Annotated in this window: 20 protein-coding genes; 1 reads left to right on the forward strand and 19 read right to left on the reverse strand. The window is 44.6% G+C overall.

The features are described from left to right. Positions 1-19: 19 nt before the first annotated feature. The 4 genes from prmC to rho all read right to left on the reverse strand — a co-directional run bounded on the left by prmC (position 20) and on the right by rho (position 3,883). On the reverse strand, positions 20-883 hold the full coding sequence (prmC, locus tag AB5150_RS01615; RefSeq protein WP_015534159.1) for a peptide chain release factor N(5)-glutamine methyltransferase: 864 nt from the start codon (positions 881-883) through the stop codon (positions 20-22). Between the two features lie 15 nt (positions 884-898). Further along, positions 899-1,855 (reverse strand): DUF1385 domain-containing protein, encoded by a 957-nt coding sequence (locus AB5150_RS01620; RefSeq protein ID WP_022216026.1) that lies wholly within the window; start codon positions 1,853-1,855, stop codon positions 899-901. Between the two features lie 87 nt (positions 1,856-1,942). Continuing rightward, on the reverse strand, positions 1,943-2,149 hold the full coding sequence (gene rpmE / locus AB5150_RS01625; protein ID WP_004853176.1) for a 50S ribosomal protein L31: 207 nt from the start codon (positions 2,147-2,149) through the stop codon (positions 1,943-1,945). 153 nt (positions 2,150-2,302) lie between these two features. Next, the gene (rho, locus tag AB5150_RS01630; protein ID WP_349092613.1) at positions 2,303-3,883 is read right to left on the reverse strand and encodes a transcription termination factor Rho; all 1,581 of its coding nucleotides are present in this window, start codon (positions 3,881-3,883) and stop codon (positions 2,303-2,305) included. Positions 3,884-4,159: 276 nt separating this feature from the next. Between rho and AB5150_RS01635 the strand changes: the two genes are divergently transcribed. After that, positions 4,160-4,693, forward strand: a complete 534-nt coding sequence (locus tag AB5150_RS01635) for a DUF4364 family protein (protein WP_368291083.1) — start codon at positions 4,160-4,162, stop codon at positions 4,691-4,693. Positions 4,694-4,793: 100 nt separating this feature from the next. On the opposite strand, the gene yihA is transcribed toward AB5150_RS01635, so the two are convergent. From yihA to AB5150_RS01710, 15 genes are all read right to left on the reverse strand, one after another. Continuing rightward, on the reverse strand, positions 4,794-5,390 hold the full coding sequence (gene yihA / locus AB5150_RS01640; protein WP_015534161.1) for a ribosome biogenesis GTP-binding protein YihA/YsxC: 597 nt from the start codon (positions 5,388-5,390) through the stop codon (positions 4,794-4,796). A 10-nt stretch (positions 5,391-5,400) separates the two neighbouring features. Beyond that, the gene (gene lon / locus AB5150_RS01645) at positions 5,401-7,704 is read right to left on the reverse strand and encodes an endopeptidase La (RefSeq protein WP_117874156.1); all 2,304 of its coding nucleotides are present in this window, start codon (positions 7,702-7,704) and stop codon (positions 5,401-5,403) included. A 118-nt stretch (positions 7,705-7,822) separates the two neighbouring features. After that, positions 7,823-9,133, reverse strand: a complete 1,311-nt coding sequence (gene clpX / locus AB5150_RS01650) for an ATP-dependent Clp protease ATP-binding subunit ClpX (RefSeq protein ID WP_022216030.1) — start codon at positions 9,131-9,133, stop codon at positions 7,823-7,825. 136 nt (positions 9,134-9,269) lie between these two features. Beyond that, positions 9,270-9,851 carry an ATP-dependent Clp endopeptidase proteolytic subunit ClpP gene (gene clpP, locus AB5150_RS01655; RefSeq protein ID WP_015534163.1) on the reverse strand — a complete coding sequence of 194 codons (582 nt, stop codon included), beginning with the start codon at positions 9,849-9,851 and terminating at the stop codon, positions 9,270-9,272. A gap of 46 nt (positions 9,852-9,897) precedes the next feature. Next, a complete protein-coding gene (gene tig / locus AB5150_RS01660; RefSeq protein WP_015534164.1) occupies positions 9,898-11,184 on the reverse strand; it encodes a trigger factor in 1,287 nt (428 codons plus the stop codon). A 267-nt stretch (positions 11,185-11,451) separates the two neighbouring features. Further along, positions 11,452-11,658 (reverse strand): alpha/beta-type small acid-soluble spore protein, encoded by a 207-nt coding sequence (locus AB5150_RS01665; RefSeq protein ID WP_015534165.1) that lies wholly within the window; start codon positions 11,656-11,658, stop codon positions 11,452-11,454. A gap of 132 nt (positions 11,659-11,790) precedes the next feature. Further along, entirely contained in the window at positions 11,791-12,858 is a 1,068-nt protein-coding gene (gene buk, locus AB5150_RS01670) for a butyrate kinase (protein WP_015534166.1), read from the reverse strand. Positions 12,859-12,891: 33 nt separating this feature from the next. Then, on the reverse strand, positions 12,892-13,812 hold the full coding sequence (gene ptb, locus AB5150_RS01675) for a phosphate butyryltransferase (RefSeq protein ID WP_022216032.1): 921 nt from the start codon (positions 13,810-13,812) through the stop codon (positions 12,892-12,894). A 103-nt stretch (positions 13,813-13,915) separates the two neighbouring features. After that, complete coding sequence (locus AB5150_RS01680; protein WP_368291084.1) at positions 13,916-17,155, reverse strand: SpaA isopeptide-forming pilin-related protein; 3,240 nt, start codon at positions 17,153-17,155, stop codon at positions 13,916-13,918. Between the two features lie 235 nt (positions 17,156-17,390). Further along, complete coding sequence (locus tag AB5150_RS01685; RefSeq protein ID WP_015534167.1) at positions 17,391-17,873, reverse strand: S-ribosylhomocysteine lyase; 483 nt, start codon at positions 17,871-17,873, stop codon at positions 17,391-17,393. 2 nt (positions 17,874-17,875) lie between these two features. Beyond that, positions 17,876-18,577, reverse strand: coding sequence for a 5'-methylthioadenosine/adenosylhomocysteine nucleosidase (locus AB5150_RS01690; RefSeq protein WP_022216034.1), 702 nt, complete (start codon positions 18,575-18,577; stop codon positions 17,876-17,878). Positions 18,578-18,617: 40 nt separating this feature from the next. Then, complete coding sequence (locus AB5150_RS01695; protein WP_368291085.1) at positions 18,618-20,978, reverse strand: transglutaminase-like domain-containing protein; 2,361 nt, start codon at positions 20,976-20,978, stop codon at positions 18,618-18,620. Continuing rightward, complete coding sequence (locus AB5150_RS01700; RefSeq protein WP_368291087.1) at positions 20,971-22,032, reverse strand: DUF58 domain-containing protein; 1,062 nt, start codon at positions 22,030-22,032, stop codon at positions 20,971-20,973. Before AB5150_RS01700 ends, AB5150_RS01695 begins: the two co-directional genes overlap by 8 nt. A gap of 41 nt (positions 22,033-22,073) precedes the next feature. Beyond that, the gene (locus AB5150_RS01705) at positions 22,074-23,000 is read right to left on the reverse strand and encodes a MoxR family ATPase (protein WP_022216037.1); all 927 of its coding nucleotides are present in this window, start codon (positions 22,998-23,000) and stop codon (positions 22,074-22,076) included. 15 nt (positions 23,001-23,015) lie between these two features. Beyond that, a complete protein-coding gene (locus AB5150_RS01710; RefSeq protein ID WP_022216038.1) occupies positions 23,016-24,944 on the reverse strand; it encodes an EAL domain-containing protein in 1,929 nt (642 codons plus the stop codon). Positions 24,945-24,946: the final 2 nt, after the last annotated feature.

Here is a 24,946-nt window from a genome sequence, read left to right on the forward strand (position 1 = left end):
GTCTCCTGCAGCGTTAAATCTACCGGTTATCTTCTCTGTCATATCTGCCGTACACCACCCGGTCATTACCACTCAGATCCTGTACAACATGTATATCGTCATAACCTGAATCTACAAGGAGGTACTGTACATCTTCTGCCTGATCATTGCCAATCTCGAATACAACATATCCTTCATCCTTTATATATTCTCTCGCCTTATCGGCTATTATTCTATAAAAATACAATCCATCCGCCGTTCCGTCAAGTGCCAGATGTGGTTCATGCTCCCTGACCTCCGGCATGAGTGTCTCTATGACATCACTTCTTATATATGGAGGATTCGACAGTATGAGGTCATATTTCCCGGATATCTGCTCAAAGAGATCCGTCCTGACCACTTCAAATCTATCATCCCCTGCACACAGTTTCGCTACATTTCTCCTTGCAAGACCGATCGCTGCCTCAGATACATCGGCAAGTACGATCCTGCTGTTCTTGTTCCAGAGTCCAAACGATACTCCTATGCAGCCCGAACCGCAGCACATGTCCAGAACATCAACGTTATGGTCAGCGTCCTTTACAAGCTTCAATGCCGTCTCAACAAGAGTCTCTGTGTCCATCCTTGGAATGAGCACATCTTCTGCGGTATCAAAATCATATCCCATGAAATTCTGCTCACCTGTGATATACTGAAGCGGAATCCTTGTGCTCCTCTTTTCTATGAGCTTCATGTAGGCTTCCGATTTATCATCATCCACGTCATCTTCTCTGGCCATGATCATATCCATACGGTTCATACCCGACAGGTACTGCCACAATATATCAGCGTCTATATCCGCATCAGGAACATCACTTTTCTCCAGCCTGTCCCGTCCCATTCTCAAAAGTTCACACAGCTTCATCTCTATCGAAATCCTTTAATCTTCTATCTCGCCCTTGTGCATGGCGTCCTGGTATGCCTCCCAGTCTATAACTGCCTCCACGGACTTTATCGCAACTGCTATCATGTCAAGATCCGGCTCCCTTGTGGTGAGTCTCTGAACCCACATTCCCGGAACTGACAGCGCATTTGCAAGCTTTGAATCACTCTTGCCAGCAAACATTATAAATTCGTATGATATACCGGCGATTACCGGAACCAGCAGCAGTCTTATGACAAGTCTGAGCCATGCCGTATCTGCGCTTATAAACATGAAAACAATTATGCTTATTATCATTACGATGAACAGAAAGCTTGTTCCGCATCTCTTATGATATCTTGAATACTTCTTCACGTTCTCCGGAGTCAGTGGCACCCCAGCCTCAAAACAGTTGATCGTCTTGTGCTCTGCCCCATGGTACATGAACACTCTCTGTATATCCTTCATAAGCGATATGAGTGCCACATATCCCAGGAATATTCCAAGTCTTATAACTCCCTCTATGGCAGACATTATGATCCTGTTATCTATAACCTTGTCTATGAGTTCCCCGATAAATGCAGGAAGCATCATGAATAACGCGATGGCAAATACAAGTGAAAATAACACTGTACCTATCATCGCCGCATCGTCCGCTCTTTTCTGCTGCTCAGGTGTCCTCTCTTTTTTCTTTTCTTTTTTCTCTTTCTCCGCCTTCTCAGGCTCCTCGTCATCGTAAAACGATGCTGAGTATGTGAGGGTCTTCACTCCTATCACGAGGGATTCCACGAAATTGACAACTCCCCTGATTATAGGAACTCTGAAAAATACACTTCTCGATGCCATGGACACATAATCCACAACTTTCACTTCTATATCTTTATCCGGTTTTCTGACTGCCACCGCATATCTGTCGCCATTTTTCATCATGACACCTTCCATGACAGCCTGACCGCCTATTCTTACTCTCTTCACGCCAATCTCCTATCGGTATATTTAACTGGATAATAAAAAAACAGCTTGAGATTATTGTAAAATAACCTCAAGCTATCAACGTTTTTATTAGTTGGCCTGAACGCCATACTTCTTATTAAACATATCAATTCTACCACGTGCTTTGATTGCCTTCTGCTGACCTGTGTAGAATGAATGACACTTTGAGCAAATTTCTACGTGAATCTCTTCCTTTGTTGATCCTGTAACGAACTCGTTACCACAGTTACATACAACCTTTGCCTGATAGTAATCTGGATGTATTCCTTTACGCATTCTTTTTCACCTCTTTACATATATATTTATATATGAGAACAGGCATAAAGCCAGGGTTCTTCATAACACAACTTCTGTATTCTAACATAGTGACCAGTACAATGCAAGCAGTTTTTTGATTTTTTTGACAAAATCATCTCAACAATCCTGCTGTTATTTTCTGAGAAGTGACTGCTTTACATAGTGGATAAATTCTTTGTTGTTTCTGGTACGAACAAACAGCTTTCTGACATCCTCAAGAATATCCTCTGATTTACTTCCCATGAGCTCCTTGTGAATGGCTGTGACAACCTCCTGCTCTTCCTTGTTGAGGAGAAGATCATCTCTTCTGGTGCCGGATTTTGCTATATCTATGGCAGGGAATATCCTCTTCTCTGAGAGCTTTCTGTCAAGCACAAGCTCCATGTTACCGGTTCCCTTGAACTCCTCAAATACAACGTCATCCATCTTGCTGCCCGTGTCGACCAGCGCTGTGGCAAGGATCGTAAGGCTTCCTCCCTCACGCATGTTTCTGGCGGCACCAAAGAATCTCTTTGGCATGTGAAGCGCTGCAGGATCAAGACCACCTGACAGAGTTCTTCCGCTAGGAGCGACCGTGAGGTTATACGCTCTTGCCAGACGTGTGATACTGTCGAGCAGGATCACGACATCCTTCTTGGACTCCACAAGTCTCTTTGCTCTCTCAATGACCATCTCTGACACTCTCTTATGATGCTCTGGAAGCTCATCAAATGTTGAATAGATAACCTCCACATTAGGGCCCTCTATGGACTCTCTTATGTCTGTTACCTCCTCAGGTCTCTCATCTATGAGAAGGACGAGCAGGTGCATATCCTCATATTTTCTGCTGATCTGCTTTGCGATCTGCTTGAGAAGAGTCGTCTTTCCTGTCTTAGGTGGTGAAACGATCATGCCTCTCTGTCCCTTACCTATAGGGGCAAGAAGATTGATCATCCTGATAGGGATAGGAGCACCGTCTCCGTCAAGCTCTATCCTCTCATTAGGGAAGATAGGGGTCATCTCCTCAAAGCTCTTGCGGGCCGCTATGACCGCAGGATCCTCATCGTTCACGCTTGCCACATATAAAAGGGCACTGAACTTTTCTCCCTGTGTCTTGTTTCTTATATTACCTGTGACTATATCTCCTGTCTTGAGACCAAATCTTCTGATCTGTGCCGGTGACACATATATATCCTGATCTCCCGGAAGATAGTTTGCACTTCTTATGAAGCCATATCCCTCAGGCATGACCTCAAGTATTCCGTGAGCCTGTCTTCCACTGTCGAGCTCCGGCAGATACTCGTTCACGTTCTGTGCCGTCTGATTTGACTGGACTCTGTCCTGGTATCTCTCCTGGCTCTGACCTCTGTCCTGATTCTGACCTCTATCCTGGTATCTCTCCTGATTCTGGCTGTGATCCTGATATGTAGCCATTCTTCTCATACGTCTCTGTCCATTGTTCTCCCTGGAATCATCACCTCTCGAGCCCTCAGAGTGATGTACTATCCTGGTTTTTCTGTATTCTGTGTCTCCGGCTGTCTCTCTGACCACATGCTCGGTCTTAGGCTCTGACACATTTTTCTTATTTTCCACTGAAACCGCTGTCACATGCTCCTCCACATATTTTATGAGGAACTGCGCAAGCTCCGCCTTCTTCATTCCCGAGCAGCCTTTTATACCATTATCCTTGGTAAACTGACGCAGCTCTGCAAGAGAAGCTTTACTAAAATCCATATATAATTGTCTCCTTTCACTGAAACCAATGATCAACAAATAAATTAAGTATTATGGGAATATAAACACTCTAAGAAATAAGTAGTGTCTCTCAATGATACATCAAATTCAATTACGGTAAAAAATAAAAATGCGCTAAGCACGCATATTATTCCCGCTCATTATAACATAAATAGAACAATTGTAAATATATTGATTTTAAATTTTACTAATGTTATCATATGAATGTTGTCCGTTCATCAGCACGGACAAACATTTTAACAAAGGATACACGATATGGGAATCGAATCTATTGTATTATATAAACTCATAGTGCTCTATATGCTTGACAGAGTTAACTTCACTCTGACCAATTCACAGATTTCAGACTTTGTTCTGGAGAAGGGCTACACCAATTATTTCACTCTTCAGGAAGCCATAAACGGACTTATAGAAAGCGAATTTGTATATGTATCAAGCATAAGAGGCGCATCCCATTATAAGATAACCTACAAAGGTGAGGAAGCCCTGAGCATGTTCGAGAACAGGATCCCATATGCCATCAAACAGGATATACTGGATTTCTTTGAGAAACAGCAGATCAACCTCAAAAAGGAAACTGAGATACAGTCTGACTACTACCTCAACGATTCCAATGAATATACCGTCTCCTGCGTCATCAACGACAGGAACGAGCCGCTGCTGGATATAAAGTTCAGCGTGCCTACCCAGGCCGTGGCTGTTGCCATATGTGACAACTGGCGTCAGAAAAGCACTGAGATATATGATATACTCGTAAAACAGTTATGGGCATCCAACACATCCAGCTAATATCAGCATAAAAATGACTGAGAATACCGAAAAGAATTATACTCCTCGATATTCTCAGTCATTTTTTTGTCTATTTATCTGACTATATGTTCATATTACTTTACTGCTGCTCCTGTGCCAGTGTCTCCTCTATGAGATTCCAGATCTCATCTCTTCCCTGCTTTGTCTGTGCGGAGAACGGTATCATCGTTGTTCCAGGAACAAGATCCAGTTTCTCACGTATGAGCTTCAAGTTCTTCTGAACCTGGCTTCTCTTGATCTTGTCCAGTTTTGTGCAAATGATCACCGGCTCATAGCCATTGTCCACGATCCAGTCATACATCATGCAGTCATTCTCCGATGGCACATGTCTTATGTCTATCAGCAGGAATACCTTTTTGAGCTGCGGAGAACCGTGAAGGTATCTCTCGATCATCTTGCCCCATTTTGCTCTTATCTCCACCGATACTTTTGCATATCCATATCCCGGCAGATCCACAAAGTACAGATTTTTATTTACATTATAGAAATTGATCGTCTGTGTCTTACCTGGCTGCGCGGATGTTCTGGCAAGCGACTTCCTGTTAAGCAATCCATTTATCAGAGATGATTTTCCTACATTTGACTTGCCGGCAAATGCGATCTCCGGGAGATCGTTATCAGGTAATTTACTTGTAATTCCACACACAGTCTCAAGCTCAGCGCTCTTTACTATCATATACTTCTCCTTATCTGACAAGGGCAAGGTCAAGCACCTGCCTCATGTCTTCCACTAAATGAATATTGACTCCCGATGTTATCTCTTCATCCAGCTCCAGATAATCGCTCTCATTTTTCGACGGTATCAGTATATCTTTAACACCGATCATCTTGGCTGCAAGGAGCTTCTCCTTCAGGCCTCCAATAGGAAGCACCTCTCCTCTGAGAGTTATCTCTCCTGTCATAGCTATTCTGCCATTAACCGGCACGTTAAATATGGCTGAATACAACGCTGTCGCCATGGTTATTCCGGCAGACGGACCATCCTTTGGAACTGCCCCCTCCGGTATATGGATATGGAAATCGTGCTTTGCAAAGTAATCGTCTCCAAGCGCCAGTGATTCCTTGAGGGATCTGATATAACTCATTCCCGCATAAGCGGATTCCTTCATAACATCGCCCATCTTACCTGTGAGCTGAAGAGTTCCTGTCCCCGGAAGCACATTGACCTCTATCTCCAGAGTGACACCGCCAACCGCCGTCCAAGCAAGGCCTCTGACAGCGCCAATTTTATTCTTCAGATTTCCATTCTCATCTTTATATTTGTATGGGCCAAGAAAATCCTGGATATTCTTCTTTGTGACTTTGACCACATCCATCTCACCGGTGAGTATCTTGCGGCAGGCCTTCCGACACACCTTGTCTATATTTCTCTCAAGACTTCTGACTCCCGCCTCTCTCGTGTAGTGGCTTATGATCTCCCTTATGGCACCGGCATCTATCTTGAACTGAGATTTTGTCAGTCCGTTCTTCTCACGGGTCTTCTCCACAAGGTACAGCTTTGCTATATGATACTTCTCATTCTCCGTGTATCCCGATATATTTATAACTTCCATTCTGTCGAGGAGCGGCCCCGGTATACCGGAGAGGTCGTTCGCCGTTGCTATGAACAGTACATTGCTCAGATCCACCGGTACTCCAAAATAGTGATCATTGAACTCTTTGTTCTGCTCACCATCAAGCACCTCGAGAAGTGCCGATGACACGTCTCCCTTGTAATCACTGCTCACCTTGTCTATCTCATCGAGAAGCATGAGCGGGTTGTTCGTCTTTGCCTTTATCATGGATTGTACAATCTTTCCAGGCATAGCTCCCACATATGTTTTCCTGTGACCTCGGATCTCCGCCTCATCGTGGACTCCGCCCAGTGATAAGCGGACATATTTCCTCGATGTTGCACGGGCTATCGACCTTGCTATGGATGTCTTTCCTGTTCCCGGAGGTCCCACAAGACAAATGATCGGAAGGTCCCCCTTATTGCTCAATATATGAACAGCAAGATAATCAACGATCCTCTCTTTGACCTCCTCAAGGCCATAGTGATCTTTGTCAAGTATGTCTATGGCTGACTGCAGATCATTATTATCTTCCGTTGACACATTCCACGGATAGCTGAGCATCACATCGATATAGTTTGCCGACACACTGCTCTCAACTGCATTCTGAGGTATGCCCTTATAGTAATTTATCTCTTTTTCTATCTTATCGTATACTTCCTGGCTGCAGCCCGCCTCATCGAGTCTCTTCTGAAATTCTCTGACATTTGCATCTACGCCGTCGTCACCAAGCTCCTTACGGATAACGGACATCTGCTCTCTGAGCACATACTTTCTCTGATTCTCAGCGGTCTCCTGATTGACCTTTTCCATGATCTCTTTCTTGATCTTGCCGATTCCGAGAACTTCCTCCATTATCTGTATCAACCTCATAGCGCGGCTTCTGACATCTAGCATCTCCAGAAGCTCCTGCCTGTTGTCATCAGATATATTCACATAGTCGGCCATGCTGTCAACCAGCTTTCTGACAGACTTGAATGAACGTATCTCCCTGTACAGAACGTTGTTCTTCACTATACCCTCGTCAAATGCTTCCTTAAGCTTTTCCTTGAGTATGCTCTGTATAGCCTTCTCCTCATCCTCGCTGATGTCGTTAGTCTCCTCCACATCTGTCACGTGGCACACATAATATTTATCCTTGCTGTAATCCACAAGGCGCGCTCTCTTCTCAGTCTGTATGAGAACTCTCATGCCTTTGTTCTGAAGTCTGACAAACTGCTTTATCCTGGCTATGACACCTATCTCATAAAACGAAACTGTCTTATCGCCGTTCTTATGAACAGGATTTGCCAGAAATATACATTCCTCATTCTTGACTGCATGTCCCACCGCCTCGCAGGCTTCACGCGTTGTCGCATCAAGATAGAAGGACAATTCCGGCATAACCACGCCATCGTCAAGACTAATCATTGTCATCTCTAACATTTTCTCATTCATACCTGTTATCTCCGTATATATCATTAAAAAATAAGACGTTATCAACACTGCACATTTAAAGGCTTATAAGGGCGCAAATGTATGTCAGCGTTGTAACGTCTCATTTCGGCAATAATGACTATGCACTCTCGCCGTTATCTGTATTTGCCTTTTTCTTCCTTACCTTTTTCTTAGGAAGGTCTGTATCCTCTGATGGATCTCTGTAAGTCAGTACAGGTTCTTCATCGCCTGTTATGACACCCTTGGTAATAACACACTTCTCTATAGTTGGATCTGAAGGGATCTCGTACATAAGATTAAGTGTAGCATTCTCCATGATAGCTCGAAGTCCTCTAGCTCCGGTCTTACGCTCCATAGCTTCCTTTGCTATCTCTCTGAGTGCATCATCCTCTATCTCAAGCTGAACTCCATCAAGCTCAAAAAGCTTCTTATACTGCTTGCATATTGCACTCTTTGGCTCTGTCAGTATTCTCACAAGTGCATCCTCATCCAGAAGATCCAGAGTCACTGCAACAGGAACTCTTCCCACAAATTCAGGGATAAGTCCATACTTTACAAAGTCATGTGGCATAACCTGCTTGAGGAGCTGTCCAACGTCCTGCTCTGACTGCTCTATAACCTCTGCATTAAAGCCAATTGATTTCTGGCCAACTCTGTTCTCTATGATCTTCTCCAGTCCCTCGAACGCACCACCACATATGAATAATATGTTGGTCGTATCGATCTGGATAAGCTCCTGATGCGGATGCTTTCTTCCACCCTGAGGTGGAACTGAAGCCACAGTGCCCTCTATTATCTTTAACAAAGCCTGCTGAACGCCCTCACCCGACACGTCTCTGGTTATGGATACGTTCTCGCTCTTCTTTGTGATCTTGTCTATCTCATCAATATAGATTATTCCATGCTCAGCTCTCTCTATGTCATAATCAGCGGCCTGTATAAGCTTCAGGAGAATGTTCTCAACATCCTCTCCTACATATCCAGCCTCTGTGAGAGTTGTAGCATCTGCTATTGCAAAAGGAACGTTTAACAATTTTGCAAGGGTCTGGGCAAGATATGTCTTACCTGATCCCGTTGGGCCAACCATGAGGATATTACTCTTCTGTAATTCAACCTCAAAATCCTTCTGCGCAAGTATTCTCTTATAATGGTTGTACACGGCAACCGCCAGTACCTTTTTTGCCTCTTCCTGACCTATTACATACTCATCAAGAAATTCTTTTATTTCCTTTGGCTTTAACAGATTGATATCACCATCTGAATCAAGTCCTGCGTCAACCAGTTCTTCTTCTATTATCTCTGAGCATATCTCTACGCATTCATCACATATGTAAGCCCCAGGTCCGGCTATGAGTTTTCTAACCTGATCCTGTGTCTTATTACAGAAAGAACATCTGAGCTGTTTTCTCTCGTCACTACGATCTGCCATTACAATACCTCGATTATTCACTATTTATAATTGTCTGGAGCCAGTCTTTTCCAGAATCTGCGAATACACCGCCGGTTCTGCAGGCTGGCTCCAACCAACTGATACATCTTCTACATATCAGATATCTCTATCTGTATTATCTGTTTGTTATAACGCTGTCGATAAGGCCGTATGCACAAGCCTCCTCAGCAGTCATCCAGTTATCACGATCTGTATCTGCCGCGATAACATCAAGTGGTTTTCCTGTATTCTCACTCAGCATTTTGTTGAGTTTCTCTTTTGTCTTTAATATATGTCTGGCTGCGATCTCTATCTCTGTTGCCTGCCCCTGAGTTCCACCAAGTGGCTGATGTATCATGATCTCCGAGTTTGGAAGCGCATATCTCTTGCCCTTTGTTCCTCCTGCAAGAAGGAATGCTCCCATGCTCGCTGCCATTCCACAGCATATTGTTGAAACATCACACTTGATATATCTCATTGTGTCATATATTCCCATTCCGGCTGTAACTGATCCACCCGGGCTGTTGATATATAACGAGATATCCTTTGAAGGATCCTCTGACTCAAGGAATAACAACTGTGCTATAACAAGGCTTGCAGTTGCATCATTTACCTCATCTCCAAGAAAGATGATTCTGTCTTTCAGCAATCTAGAATAAATATCGTATGTTCGCTCTCCGCGGCTAGTCTGTTCTACAACGTATGGTACCAATGCCATGTTATCTACCTCCAATACATATCAAGCCAATCTGTCTGTTAAAATATTAAACTTCCTTTGACTCATCTACAAGAAGCTTTGCAGCCTTCTTAACTGCTACATCCTTCTTGATGCTGTCCTTCTCTGCGTCGCCCATGAATCCCTTGATATCCTCAAGCTTCATCTGGTACTGAGCTGCCATCTTTGAAAGCTCCTCGTCAACTTCCTCGTCAGTAGCCTCAATGTTCTCAGCCTTTACTACAGCCTCAAGAACTGCTCTCTGCTGGATTCTCTTGAGTGCGTCCGGCTTGATTCTCTCCATGAGAGACTCCTCTGTAACGTTTACGATCTGCATATACTGCTCAAGGCTGATTCCCTGATACTGAAGTGTCTGAGCGAACTCATCCTTCATTCTCTTCTGCATATCCTCAACCTGTGCATCTGCAATATCCATAGTTGCGTTCTCGATAACCTTGTCAAGAACCTTTGCTTCCTTCTCGTTTGCAGCGTCTCTGTTCTTCTTTGCAAGTATCTTCTGCTTTACCTCTTCCTTGTACTGGTCAAGTGTATCGCATCCGCCTACCTCGCTTGCGAACTCATCATTGAGCTCTGGAAGCTGTGACTCTGTGATAGAGTTGATCTTGCACTTGAATACTGCCGGCTTTCCTGCAAGCTCCTCAGCCTGGTAATCCTCTGGGAATGTTACGTTAACCTCAACATCCTCTCCGATGTTCTTACCAACAAGCTGATCCTCAAATGTATCGATGAATGAATGTGAGCCAAGAACGAGCTTGTAGTTCTCACCCTTTCCACCATCAAATGGAACACCATCAACAAATCCCTCGAAGTCAAGAGTAACCTCGTCGTCAAGCTGTGCTGCTCTTCCCTCTACGAGTACCTTTCTTGCGTTCTGAAGCTGCTCCTTCTTGATGTCCTCAAGAACCTCGTCATCTGTTACTTCAACGTCGATCTTCTCAACTTCGATTCCCTTGTAATCGCCAAGTGTAACCTCAGGCTTTACAGCAACCTCTGCTGTGAATACGAAATCCTTGCCCTTGCCCATCTCTATTACGTCAATAACTGGCTGTGATGCGATCTCAAGCTCTGAAGCTACAGCCTCTTTTGGATAATACTCGTTGATCATTGCATTTGCAGCATCCTCATAGAATACTTCCGGGCCATACATCTTCTCGATGAATGCCATTGGCACCTTGCCCTTACGGAAGCCTGGAACATTGAATCTGTTCTTTGTCTTGTTGTAAGCTGCTGTCATTGCCTTGTCAAAATCTGCTGCAGGTACTGTGATTGTAAGCTTTGCCATGCTGTGCTCAAGCTTTTCTACTGTGAAACTCATCTTTTTATTTCCTCCTTGAAATGTGCAAATGGTGCCTTAAGCCCTACAATTAAGGCACTCAGATAGCATCCATTTATCTTTTTCTTGTTTATATGTGTGGACAAAGTCCACATCAATCATCGATTATATCATAATGTGCAAATGATTGTCCAGTCCATTATACTATTATTATAATAGAAAGTTTTCACGACACAAAAGACCTGATGTATGGATCATACACCAGGTCTTCTTTTTGTTCGTAGATCTAACGGAGATTATAAGCCAAGCTTATCTTCCTGACATCTGCTCTTCCTGTCTCTTGATCATCTGACGAACCATCTCGCCACCGATTGAACCTGACTGAGCTGATGTTAAATCTCCATTGTAGCCATCCTTAAGATCAACACCAATCTCCTTGGCTACCTCCATCTTGAACTTGTTCATAGCACTCTTTGCCTCTGGAACACTTGTCTTGTTAGAGTTTGAACTTGCCATAACCCTGTACCTCCATATTGAAATAATTATTTAAGACTTTCGTCTTGTTAGTATTATTAACAATATGGCTTATGTTATAATGGCAATTTCTGTTATGTGCTATGAACTTTTTATCTGAAAATCACTTTTCTCTTAATACTTCATTGGCTCCTCTTCGCCATTCATGACTCTGAGTGCGCCCTGAGCAAGTGCAAGGAGCTCATCCTCTCCTGCATATACTGTAAATGGAGCAATAAATCCTGCTCTCTTCTCAAGCTCTTCGCATGTGTGCTTTGAATATGCGATTCCACCTGTGAGGATGATCTGATCAACCTTTCCTCTGAGAACTGTTGCCATACCACCTATATCCTTGGCAACCTGCTGATAGAATGCATCCTGAACAAGCTTTGCATGCTCATCGCCCTCATTGACAAGCTTCTCAAGATCTCTTGCATCGTTGCTTCCGATGTAAGCGTTGAAGCCGCCCTTTCCAACGAGCTTCTTCATAACCTCAGCCTGTGTATACTCGCCTGAGAAGCACATCTTTACAAGTGCTCCTGAAGGAACGCCACCTGCTCTCTCTGGTGAGAATGCACCGTCACCGTCAAGTGCGTTGTATACATCTACTACCTTACCGTGATCATGGGCACCAACTGATACACCGCCACCCATATGTACTACGATGAGGTTCAGGTCTGTGTACTTCTTGCCAACTTCCTTTGCATATCTCTTGGCTACTGCCTTCTGGTTGAGTGCATGGAACACGCTTATTCTTGGAAGCTCAGGTACTCCTGAAAGTCTTGATGATGGCATAAGCTCATCAACAACGACTGGATCTACGATGTATGAAGGAACTCCGAGCTCATCACCGATCTCTCTTGCGAGGATACCACCAAGGTTTGATGCATGCTGGCCCTGCTTACCGATCTTAAGATCCTCAAGAAGGTCATCGCTTACTGCGTATGTACCGCCTGGGATTGGCTTGAGCATTCCACCACGTCCTACACATACATCAAGTGTCTTGATGTCAAAGTTCTTCTCAGCAAGGACATCAAGAATAACCTTCTTTCTGAAGTCCTTCTGATCTACTATCATATTGAAGCCTGCAAGCTCCTCTGTTGTATGTCTGAGTGTCTCCTCAAACAGAAGTGTCTCGTCCTCGAACACACCGATCTTTGTCGATGTTGAACCTGGGTTTATTATAAGAATCTTATATGACATTTTTTAAACCTCCAAATGTTTTTTATGTATGGCTTATTTGTTTGCCTTAAGTGACTCTGCAACAACTGCTGCAAGTGCTATTGAGTTGAGCTTAACCTCAAATGTATCTGATCTTGATGTAAGGATTACAGGAGCATCTGTACCTGTTATGATACATCCGTTCTTACACTTTGTTGTATGAACAAGTGTCTTGTATACAAGGTTACCTGCATGTATGTCTGGGAACAGAAGGATATCGGCATCTCCAACGATCTTTCTGTCTGTAGCTCCCTTATGGATAGCTGCCTCTGGCTCGATCGCAAGATCCATTGAAAGAGGTCCGTCAACTATACAGCCTGTGATCTCACCGTTCTCGTTCATCTTTGTGAGCTCAGCAGCCTCTACTGTTACAGGCATCTTAGGATTTACAACCTCTACTGCTGCAAGTGGAGCAACCTTTGGACAAGGTATTCCGCACGCATGAGCAACCTCTACAGAGTTCTCTATGATCGACTTCTTCTCCTCAAGTGAAGGATAAGTCATGAACGCAACATCTGTAAGGTACAGGAGTCTGTCAATACCAGGGATCTCAAATACACATACATGTGAAAGTGGCTTACCATTTCTGAGACCAACCTCTTTGTTGAGGACACTCTTCAGGAAATCCTTTGTTGAGAGAAGTCCCTTCATATACATGTCAGCCTTATGATCATGAACAAGTTTCACTGCCTTAAGTGAAGCCTCTATATCATCTGGCTCATTTACGATCTCATAACCTGTAAGATCCATACCGATCTGATCTGCGACCTCTCTGATCTTTGCCTCGTCACCCACAAGTATAGCATCTGCGATTCCCTTCTCCTTTGCTGCCTTTACAGCCTCAAGAATAGGCGCATCCTGTGCTACTGCAACTGAAACTGTCTTTCTGCTGCACTGTGAAACCTTTGCCAATAAATCATCAAAACTTTTACTCATCTTTCGCACCTCACGTGATATTTATTATTTATACAAGTCCATTTTGTATGTTATCACTTATAAATCTAAAGGTCAACCACATTGTCCCATGTTATTATTACTGTCATTTTGATTCTCCGGTAAATTTTTTCCTGTAAAATACGATTCCCGCAACCGAAACTACGGCAAAGCACATAAGCAGTATGACCTTCGAAACAGGATCCCGATCTCCGGTGTCCGGCGTATCAGGAGTGTTTGGCGTGTCGGGTGATGGATGTTCTTTTATTTTCTGATTTGTTATGATCACCGGATCATCCATGGTATATTCATTTTTTGATGTGTCTATCTGAATTTTTTTGTCTGTTTTTTCGTAACCCTCTGGGGCAGCTAACTCCTCTATGCTATACGTGCCTCTGGCAAGTCCGTAAAATACAGCCTGCCCATTTTCTTCCGATTCAGCTTTTGCGATCAGAGCACCCCGGTCATCATATATGCCAAACACAGCCCCGGCAAGCGGACTGCCATCCTCCTGATCCGTCTTGAGTATATGCACCATGCCATAGTGATTTTTGACATTTATCACCGGTGGCTCATCTGCACTCTCCGGCACGCTCACCGGTATGGAATTCACCCCCGGGTCAGCAATATAACCCTTGGGAGTTCTGGTCTCCTTTATATAATACTCTCCCGGCTCGAGTCCGGTGAATTCTACACTGCCGGCTTTGTCAGTCTTTTTTGTCATGAGCTTTTCATGATCAGATGCCCTGTACAATGTGAACTCCGCATCCGCAAGAGGTGTCTCCAGAATATCATCCGTCTTGTGGACACTTATGCTCCCTCTGATCTTCTCTTTTTCTTTTGTATAAACTGTCTGTGAAGCAAGGTTCACATCCTCATGTGAAGCTACGACCTCTCCCTCATAATCCTCATCCGTAAGCACCTCATAGCAGACAAGAGCCGAACCACTTATGCTGTCAGTCGAAAACCTGAAATTCACATCCACCGTCATCTCCTCTGCATCTGCGGTAAAACATTTCTCTGACGTTGATCCATCTGCCCCAAGCGGTCTGCCCGACTCCTGTGAGACAACGCTTCCGCTCAGTTTGTATCTGTGCCCGATATCCAGCCCTTTCATACTCACCGTGTCCGTGATATCTACAGTTTCCGCATCCGGATCAATGAACTTCGATCCGTCTTCACTGTTCTTCGCTACAGATTCTATCTCCGGCATCCTCTCATCAACTATGTCCCCAAGATCAAGCACGCACTCATCTGAATCTATTTTGAATTTTATCGGAGCAATGCTCTTATACTTTCCCTTATTTGCATCACAACGAAGCTCTGTCAATGTGTACTCTCCGTACGGCAGTGACCCTTTGGTCTTGTCCGGCTTTCCATCCCCAAACCAGATATCATCCGCAGAACTGGAGTATTCGCCATTGGCATCAGTTGTTATCTCCGCAGACTGGGTGCCATCGGAGTTCTCGACGAGGAATCTCACATTTGCGATCGCTGTCCCATCCTCGGCAACCACTTTTTTGAATTTGAAGTCACCTCTTACGACATGGTTCCCGACCACAAGCTCGTAGCCATTTACCAGACGAACAGTGTCGCCATCCTGTTCTATTCTGTCCAGATATATTCCATCTGAACTATCCTTTATAATATTGCCATTCTTTGTGCTTTTAAATATTGAATTCACAAGCGTGTACCCTTCTGGGGCTTTTGTCTCCTGAACCGTGATTGTTCCCGTCTGCAAAACCACATCCTCAAGGCCGCACTTACCGCTGTCATCCGTCTTAAGCGCCCAGCTCTGATCCGGCTTCTCTGGAAGCTCGTCCACGGAATTATAAAAATTCCTGTAATAATTGACTGTAAACTCAGCCCCTGACAAGACAGCATCTCCCTGAGATTTATCTCCCGTCTCCACATCCTGTTTGTATATGCTCAGATCAATCTTGCCTGAGATCACCTTGTCCCAAGTCTCCCAGCTTATTTCAAGCTCCGTGGATGTACTGACCTCCTTGCCATCCACGGACAGGAATTCTCCTTCTTCGTTTATAACGAGCTGTGCCACAGCACTGTTTCTCTCATAGTTGTACGGAGCCCTTTCCTCATATATCCTGTATGTTCCGAACGGCATATCTGTGATCTCATAGGTTCCAAGTCCGCCATATTCTGACATCACAACTATACCATGTCCATTCTCATCAGTCTCTATCTGAGCCACCAGAGTGCGCAGACTCTGTGTGCCGTTTTTCACTTCCATCTCAATATTGTACAGAGCTTCTCCCACACCGGCGCCGGAATCTCTGTCGGTCTTGTGCAGACTGAACTTTCCAAGAACAGGCTTCTCTCCCGTCCATTCAATATCCATAGAAATACTGCTTGAAGCTACCGTTCCAAATAACAACTGCTGGTCATCATCTACCTGAGTGGAATCTACAGTATACACTGTAACTCCGGGGATCCCTTTACCAGACTTTACTGTGCCCGTTCCCTTATGAGCCTTCTCAGCACTGAAAAAGAATCTGTCGCCTCCCATTATAGTTACCTTACCTGTCTTGTGGATGGTGAACTCCTTTTCTCCGCTTTTCCTGATATGGAGCCATGTATCCGCCGGTACCGAGATCCTCACTCCATTCTCAGCATCTGCCTTACACCTCATTATCCTGGTTCTTCTTCTCTTCTCACCAGTCTTCTTGTCCACATAACCGGTATAATCCTTAAGACTTACATAATTACCGTAATTCTCTTTGCTTCCATCATCTATTATCTCTATATCTGCCTGATCTCCTTGAAGGACGATCTCATCTCGCTTTGTCTCCGATATGTATTTATAGAATTCGTCTATAACGTCAAAATACTGTCCATGTCTTATATAATTCAAAGTCAGTGTCATGATGAGCTGTCTGTGATCTGCGGACACCCCCTTAAAACCAGACCACGCATATTCACTTCCCGGTCCATACAGAAACGCTTTCTGAAGCAGTCTGTCATTTGTCACGGAAAATGCCACCTTGTCCGTGCTCTTAACTTCATATTTCTTATGATCGCCGCAGTATGCCCTGTACTCTACACCATCCTTATGCACCGTGTAATGCCTCGTGTATGGCATCCCATTGTAAAACACCACATCGCCGCTTAGGATGCAGTCCACATCTTCATAACTTATCTCATATCCGGCCATAGCCGCAATTCCATCCGTTGAGGTGGCCATAACATCAGTATGCCTGCTTTTCTCCCCGGCATACAGTTCGTCAGCACTTGACCTTGTACTGAACCTATGATAAAAAACCACACCGGCCACACATACGGCCAGAAGAACAGCCAGCAGAATCTTATATACATACAATCTTTTCATAATCTCTTCCTTTCTGTTTGAGTTTCAGCCCATTCATAACCGTATCCGGTAAGAGCCGTCTTCATGAATCTGTTTAGCTGTTTTATGTGCACAAAAAAAGCTTACGTGCATTAAAAAGCACGCAAGCTTCATTGTCAATAGAATGGCAAACATTCCTCAACAAAGCGAATTTCCACTGAAAATCACCCGTTTTTTACATGGTCTGTATATTTTGATCTCATTTGTAAATTGGAATTTAACCCTCTGGATAATTAAGTCTGCTGTCATCTATATCATACAGAACCTGTGACAGGAATTTCTCTGCAAGATAGTTCGCCATACCGAGATTCATATCCAGGTAATTGCCGCACTCTCTTGGATTTGCTCCAGGGATCGGATCGTGATAATGTCTTATGAATTCGAACATTGATATCATAAGCTCCACTATATCCTTCGACTCATAATCGCCTGCGAGTATGAGATAAAATCCCGTCCTGCAGCCCATAGGTCCAAAGTATATGACCCTGTCCTTATACTCTTCATTATTTCTCAAGAATGTCGCACCGAGATGCTCTATGGTATGAACCTCCGCAGTGTTCATAACCGGCTCATAATTCGGCTTTGTCATCCTTATGTCAAATGTTGTGAGGATCTGATCCCCAGCCTTATCCTTTCTCGACACATAAATGCCCGGATTCAGGAGAAGATGATTTATCTGAAAACTTGCTATCTTATCCATGTCTACTTCACCTCATATCTCTTTATTATCTCTGTCATCATGTTTACACTGTTCTCTATAGCCTTTGCCGCAAATGTAGGATAATCCATCTCTGCACTGTCATCAGCCTTGTCCGATATGGCCCGGACAACAAGGTACGGAACCTTATTCAGCACTGCAACATGTCCTATGGCCGCGCCCTCCATCTCTGCACATCTTCCACCAAATGTCTCCACAAGCCATTTCTTCTTGTCCTTGCTCCAGATAAACTGATCGCCGCTCACCACTCTTCCAGTGAACACCTTGACTCCTATATTTGCTGCATCCACTGAGTCCTGTGCTATCTTAAGCAGCTCATCGCTGGTCTTGAACACGCTCAGCTCTGTATCAGGGATCACACCCGGCTCATATCCAAGGGCGGATACATCCATATCGTGCTCCACGGTATCCGTAGCCAGAACGATGTCTCCTATATCTATGTCAGCATCCAGTGATCCGGCTATTCCGGTGTTGATGATAGCTGACACTCCATACATGTCGATCAGCGACTGGGTACACATGGCCGCATTGACCTTGCCGACACCGCACTTTACGACCACGACATCCGTTCCTTCTATCTGTCCTTTGTAGAAGCTCATGCCACACTTGTCTGTGACCTGGAGCCCATCTATCATCTCTTTCAGTCTTGCGACTTCCTCGTCCATCGCACCTATGATTCCAAGCATCTCTTATACCTCCATTATCCATTGCTACCTGTCAACTATACTACAACATTCGGAATATGTATATCCTCTTCATAAAAGGGACCTGTCTCCTAAAGCTCCTGAACAGCACCCGAAGTTCTCCCATACGCTGTACATATTCGTCCCCGGACACCTCGCCGCCATAGCTTATGCCTTCCATATATGCCGCAAGGTCCTCAGTCTCCGCCGGATCTGCGCCCTTACAGAAATATTCAAGCTGCTGCCTGTGATTTCCCGCCTTCGAAAAATCATCCGACGCAAGTCTTGCATAATCACACATATACCTATAGTAAGCTATCACATTTCCAGTCTTATCTCTCCTGTGATAACCCACAAAACGAACTATCTTCCTGACTGCTATACGTCCCACAAACAAGAGCACTGCAAATGCTATACATCCCGCCAGAACATATATTATCCACACGGCATTTCCAAGTGAAAATGCTGTGCCGGTCGTATCTGTTCCGGTATCTCCGCTGTCATCACCTACTAGCCATCTTCCAAATCTGGACCAGAAATCATCCTGGGTCTCATCCTCATCTTCACTCGACGGAGGTGTCAGCTCCACGACCTGCCATCTGCCACGTATGAACGCCTCTATCCACGCATGAGCTCCGCCATCGTCCACATCCACCTGAACAACAGCCGTTCTTCCAAGCTCTGATGAGCCTGAATAATAATCATCGTATCTGAACTGTTCTTCATCGAGCATTGTTCCGTCAAGGACCTCGGTGTAATCCACGGCATACCCCTCCACATATCTTGTGGGTATCCCCATGTATCTCAGGATCAGCGCCCCCGCAGTGGCATAATTGGCACACAGGCCCTTCTTCGTGGTATCAAGGAAATAATTGACATAATCCTCATCCCTCGGCGTGGCTCCCGGATGCAGTGTGTACGGATAATTCTCCAGGAAGTATATATACACCTTCTGCAGCACATTATCCACACTGTCTTTTTCCGTGATTCCTGCGCTCTCACAGAATCTTCGTATTGAATCCATATTCTCCTCTGGAATCTCAAGATACTTGTCATCCACCGACGACATAACCGGCTCAGCCAAAGCGGATGGACTGTACTCCACACTGTACAATGAATCGCCCTCTTTGTAAGTATTCATGGCTTCTATATCAGTGTAGTAAGGGTAATATTTTAGATCTCCGGCGCCATCTATGTTCTGTATATCCATTCGTCCTCTGGCATGTCCTTCAGAATTGACCGGTGACGGATAGTCGCCATCCTTATCTCTGTCCCAATGATCCCAGCTATACTCATCACCAACGAACGCTTTCAGATAGATCCTGTTTGTGCTATATGGTGCAAATGTGATTATCAGATCCGTCTGTCCATCAAGTGTGACATCCGACACGCCTCCAAGCTTTCCATTCGCCAGTCCTCCGGTATTCGCCGAATTCCTTAGGGATTCAAATCCATACATGATGAGGTTTCCAAGCGGGCCTTCGATCTTGTTCTTCGCCGAGCTATCACGATACCTGTACAGATAAGTCTGCTGCGGCTTGACAAGGATAACCGCACTTCCCACCAATATACATACAGCCGCCACACCGGCCGCAAGCTGCAGAGACGCCCTGTCACTATGCCTGTAACTGAATCTTCGCTTCTTCTCATCATATTCAAACGTACTGTCCTTGTCAGTTATACGGAAGTGACCATTTCCCTTAAGGCAGATAACTCCCAAAAGTCCTGTGGATACCATGAACATGTAAATAACATCCGGCTCAAGCCTGAAAAACAATGGTAATATAAACACAGGAAGTGAAAACCACACTGCCCAGAACACACTCATATTCGTGTTAAGGAAAATGTTGAGGATTATTATCTCTACACAGCCTATAGCGATGGCTGCCACAGGAACAGTGAGCGCCCTGTTGGACAAAGTCTCGGAGAATACCTTAACCTCCTGGGCTCCATAATAATCAGTCACATGATCCAGAAACTCATTTACGATAGCATAAAATCCACTGTTTATATAACGTCTGAGGAGCATGATGAACAGGACAAAAGCGACAAGAAATATGACATATCCAACATCTCTCACCCACACCTTGCCTGATTTGAACAGACCACAGAAGTACATGGCCAGCAGCGCATACGCCAGAAATATAACGGGAACACCATACGCCATATCTATACACGACAAAAAGCCGCACATTGAACCGCCTATGATAAATATCTCCAGCAGGCATTTTGCAGCAATACCTCTGCTGTCCGATTTTCTTCTGCGCAGCTTTCTTTTTCTGTAATCCGCGCCTTCTCTGCCTCCATCTGTGATCTCCGGATCGTTGAGCAGCCTTACACCTTCACAGAATTCTACCGCTTTCCTGTCTTCAGTTTTCTTTTTTCTACCAAAGATTCTACCCAATTATGTATCCTTTCACACGATCTCCATATGTAAACACTACATTGCCATCCGCTCTCATATCGCCGGAAACAACTATGATCCTTCTGTCATAATCCAGATTCTTCTCAAGCATCGATAACCCATAGCCAAAATCTGCATACGCCTGCTCATAAAAGATCTTCTCCATCCATTCAGCGAGATCATCCCTGCTGTCTATCGAAGTCCTGACTATATCGCCCTGCGCGCCGCTCCAGTAATAGAATGTAAACGGCAGTTGTTCATCCAACAGACTTACAGCCATGCCGTAGGCGGATTTCAGTACATCATTCAATATATGTGTCTCATCATCGGCAAGCTCTACCAATATCATGAGCTGGCTTGACGACATGCTCTCTCTGTCCTTTACCATCAGCACGTCTTTTTTTGCTGACAGCTTCCAATGTATATTCTGAAGCTTATCCCCCGGCTGGTATTCTCTCACATCCACAACCTCGGAGAAATCATGACCTTTTTTCCGGCTCTCCTCAGCCTCGTTCATCCCCTGTGAAACCGCGGTCATATCCGCCTCCACATCAACCTTTCCGGAAGGGAAAACCTTGTACTCTTTTACCGAGTTGCATTTGCTCTTTATCCTCACAAATCCAAGCCAGTCAGTAACACATATTCTGTCCGCTTTCACCTCCAGTGCACCTACATACGACTGGGCTATCTGGTAGTCCACCACATTCGCACTGCGCGAATATGCAGGTATGCACAGCGTATGCCTGCCATTTGTATGGAAAAGATCATTCTCCATGCTTATCTCTATCTCTGTGTTCATATTCGGAATAATGCTGCTGTTGTCGAGCACAACCGATACGAGAAATGGCGAATCCACCGTAAGGTTCTGCTCCCCGCCGCCAAACTTTACAGTCAAATGCCTTGAAAGCACAAAGGTGCATACTATTGACACGACCGGCAGAACTATCATCAGTATCATAACTATGAAATTAAAATATGAATGCACAAAAAGAAGGATCAACAGATTTATAACAAACACGAGAATGTATTTGAATACATGCCATGCGTACTTCATCCGCTGATCCTCCTTTACTTATATCTCTTATGTTCTCAGTTCTAAGTCCTTGGAACCTTAACCTGACTTCTCACTTCATCCAGAGCCTCTGCGACAGTCATTCCATTAGCTCTGGCACGGGCTGCAAGCTTTACCCTGTGCCCAAGCACGTCGTTGAACACCTCTGCTATGTCTCCCGGCACAACATATTCTCTTCCAGAGAGCACCGCCATTGCTCTGCTCATCCGCAGAAGTGCATTTGCGCCTCGCGGACTTGCTCCCATCGAGAAGAGCTCACTCTCCCTGGTAGCCTCAACCAGAGTCACTATGTAATCAAATATTGAATCATGCACACTCAAAGTTCTCGCCTTATCCTGAAGACCTATCAGTTCATCTCTCGTCACTATTCTCTCTACACTGTCCATAGGTACAAATTCCTGACCTTTAAGTATCTGCACCGCAGCCTCGTGGGATGGGTATCCCATGGAAAGTCTCACCATGAATCTGTCAAGCTGGGACTCCGGAAGCATCTGCGTTCCCGACGAACCAACCGGATTCTGGGTTGCCATGACCGTGAAAGGCTGTGGAAGTTCCCTTGTAACAGCATCGACTGTCACATGTTTTTCCTCCATGATCTCAAGGAGTGCCGACTGAGTCTTAGGCGATGTTCGGTTTATCTCATCCGCAAGGAACAGATTACAGAACGCTGAACCCTCTCTGTACTCAAACTCACCGCTTTTTGCATTGTACATGGAAAATCCCATTATGTCACTCGGCAGAACATCCGGTGTAAACTGGACTCTGTTATATTTCATATCCAGAGTTCTGGCAAATGCCGTTGCAAGAGTGGTCTTGCCCACACCCGGGATATCCTCAAGCAGTATATGTCCACCCGCAAGTATGGCAGCATAGACCTTGATTATTATATCTCTTTTTCCCTTTACGACCTTCTCTACCTCATCAACGACCCGGTTCTCTATATCTGTCATACGCCGTCCTTTCTCTTAGCTCTGGTTAACTCTCTTCACCTCTGATATGAACTTATCCTGTGGCAATGGTCTTGAGAAATAATAGCCCTGAATGTAATTCACTCCAAGATTGCTGAACTCCCTGAGGGATTCCTCCGTCTCCACGCCTTCCACTACGATCTTCATATTCATATCCTTAACCATGCTTATGGTGTTCTTGACAACCTTCATCATCTTGTCATCTGTGTCTATATCCGCAAATGTCTTGTCCAGCTTAACTATCGCAAACGGCATGGATGCTATCCTCTTCATATTGGAATAACCTGTTCCAAAATCGTCAAGTGAGAATGCAATACCATAATCTGTGAGACTGTTGATATTGTCCATCATTGTCGTCTGAGCATAGGCAGCCGCAGTCTCAGTAATCTCAAGATTTATCTGCTCATTGCTGACTCCGTAACGCTCCATCACTGCCCGCACGTCTTCTGATAACTCACTGCTCATGCACTGGATGACCGACAGATTCACCTCAACATATTCCAGTCCGAGATTCTTGAATTTCTCTCCAGCTATGAAACGGCACACCTCTTCAAGAACGAACTTACCTATCTTATGGATCATTCCATTCTCCTCCGCAGCAGGGATAAATATCTCCGGCGAAATGTATCCATACATATCATCATTTAATCTCAGAAGTGCCTCAGCACTGTTATATTTTCCAGAATCTATGCTGTATATCGGCTGATAGTAAACCTCAAACCTGTTCTCGGCAAATGCCTTATCAAGTATCATGTCCATGTCCCGCATCAGATCATATCTTTCCTTGTTATAGATATCTCTGGCATAGAGAACACGGCCTGTATACTCGTGCTCAGCAAGCTCACCGCCAAACCGCATCACACTGTCAACATCCTCTATATCCTGAGGACATCTGGTGATACATATTATCGGCAATAGATTTATAAACATATCATTATACTTATATCCCTTCTTCAGCTTCTCGTTTATCCGCTCCGCAAAATCCTCAGCCTGATCCTTGATACGCTGGTTCATGACACATCTGAACATTCCGGTTCCCAGATAATACCACTCAACATCATATCCATATGGTCTGCTCCACTCTAAAAAGTCTTCAGAGATCTCCCTGAGCAGCTTATGATATTCCTCAACTCCCAGAATCCCGCGAAGAGTCTTGTCATTCTCCATAGTTATCATAACTACCGTTATATCAAGGCCATTATCCAGAGAATTTCTCACGTCGTCCATGTATCTTGTGATCTTGTTCAGGCCCGTGGCACTGCTTATAACCTGCTCCGGACTCTGTATCAGCAACGCAACGAACAGTAATCCAATCGCATTTGCAAACATCTCAATCGGAATATCCGGGTTAAACATCTGAAATACGGCCGCAACAACAACCAATGGGAATATCGCTATGGTTGATACAAATCTTCCTCTTGTAAGTCTCCTGTGATATCTCGTAACAACCATGAAGCCTAGAATCATATAAAATATTCCGGCAGCATACAGAAATGTCATGAAAAACTCTCTTCTGTACTCTCCCTGTCCGCCTATACTGAATACACACGGAGTGAAAAAATTAACTCCGAGCATGATCATGCACAGCAACGTTGGAAGTGCCAGTATGAAACTCTTCACTTTACCTCTGAATATATGTATGGCATCCACTATGTTCACCACATAAGCGGCATACATAGCCGATGAAACGACATGGAAAAAGAGATATCCCGTATGGAATATGTATTGGGTGACTACATGCCTTTCACCCATATTGTCAAATGCGATGGCGCCTATATCAAACGCTGTGGCAACCATTGCAATGGTCAGAACAAATTGAAACTGCCTGTTTAATTTGCCTCTGGTCATTTTCTTCATGATGACTGAGACCATGATAAGAGTAAACACGCAGAATGCCGCGTAATCAAAGTATAGTACTTTGCTCATAT

This window comes from Coprococcus sp. RTP21281st1_F1_RTP21281_210402, from assembly GCF_040915325.1.
Classification (GTDB): Bacteria; Bacillota; Clostridia; order Lachnospirales; family Lachnospiraceae; genus Coprococcus; species Coprococcus aceti.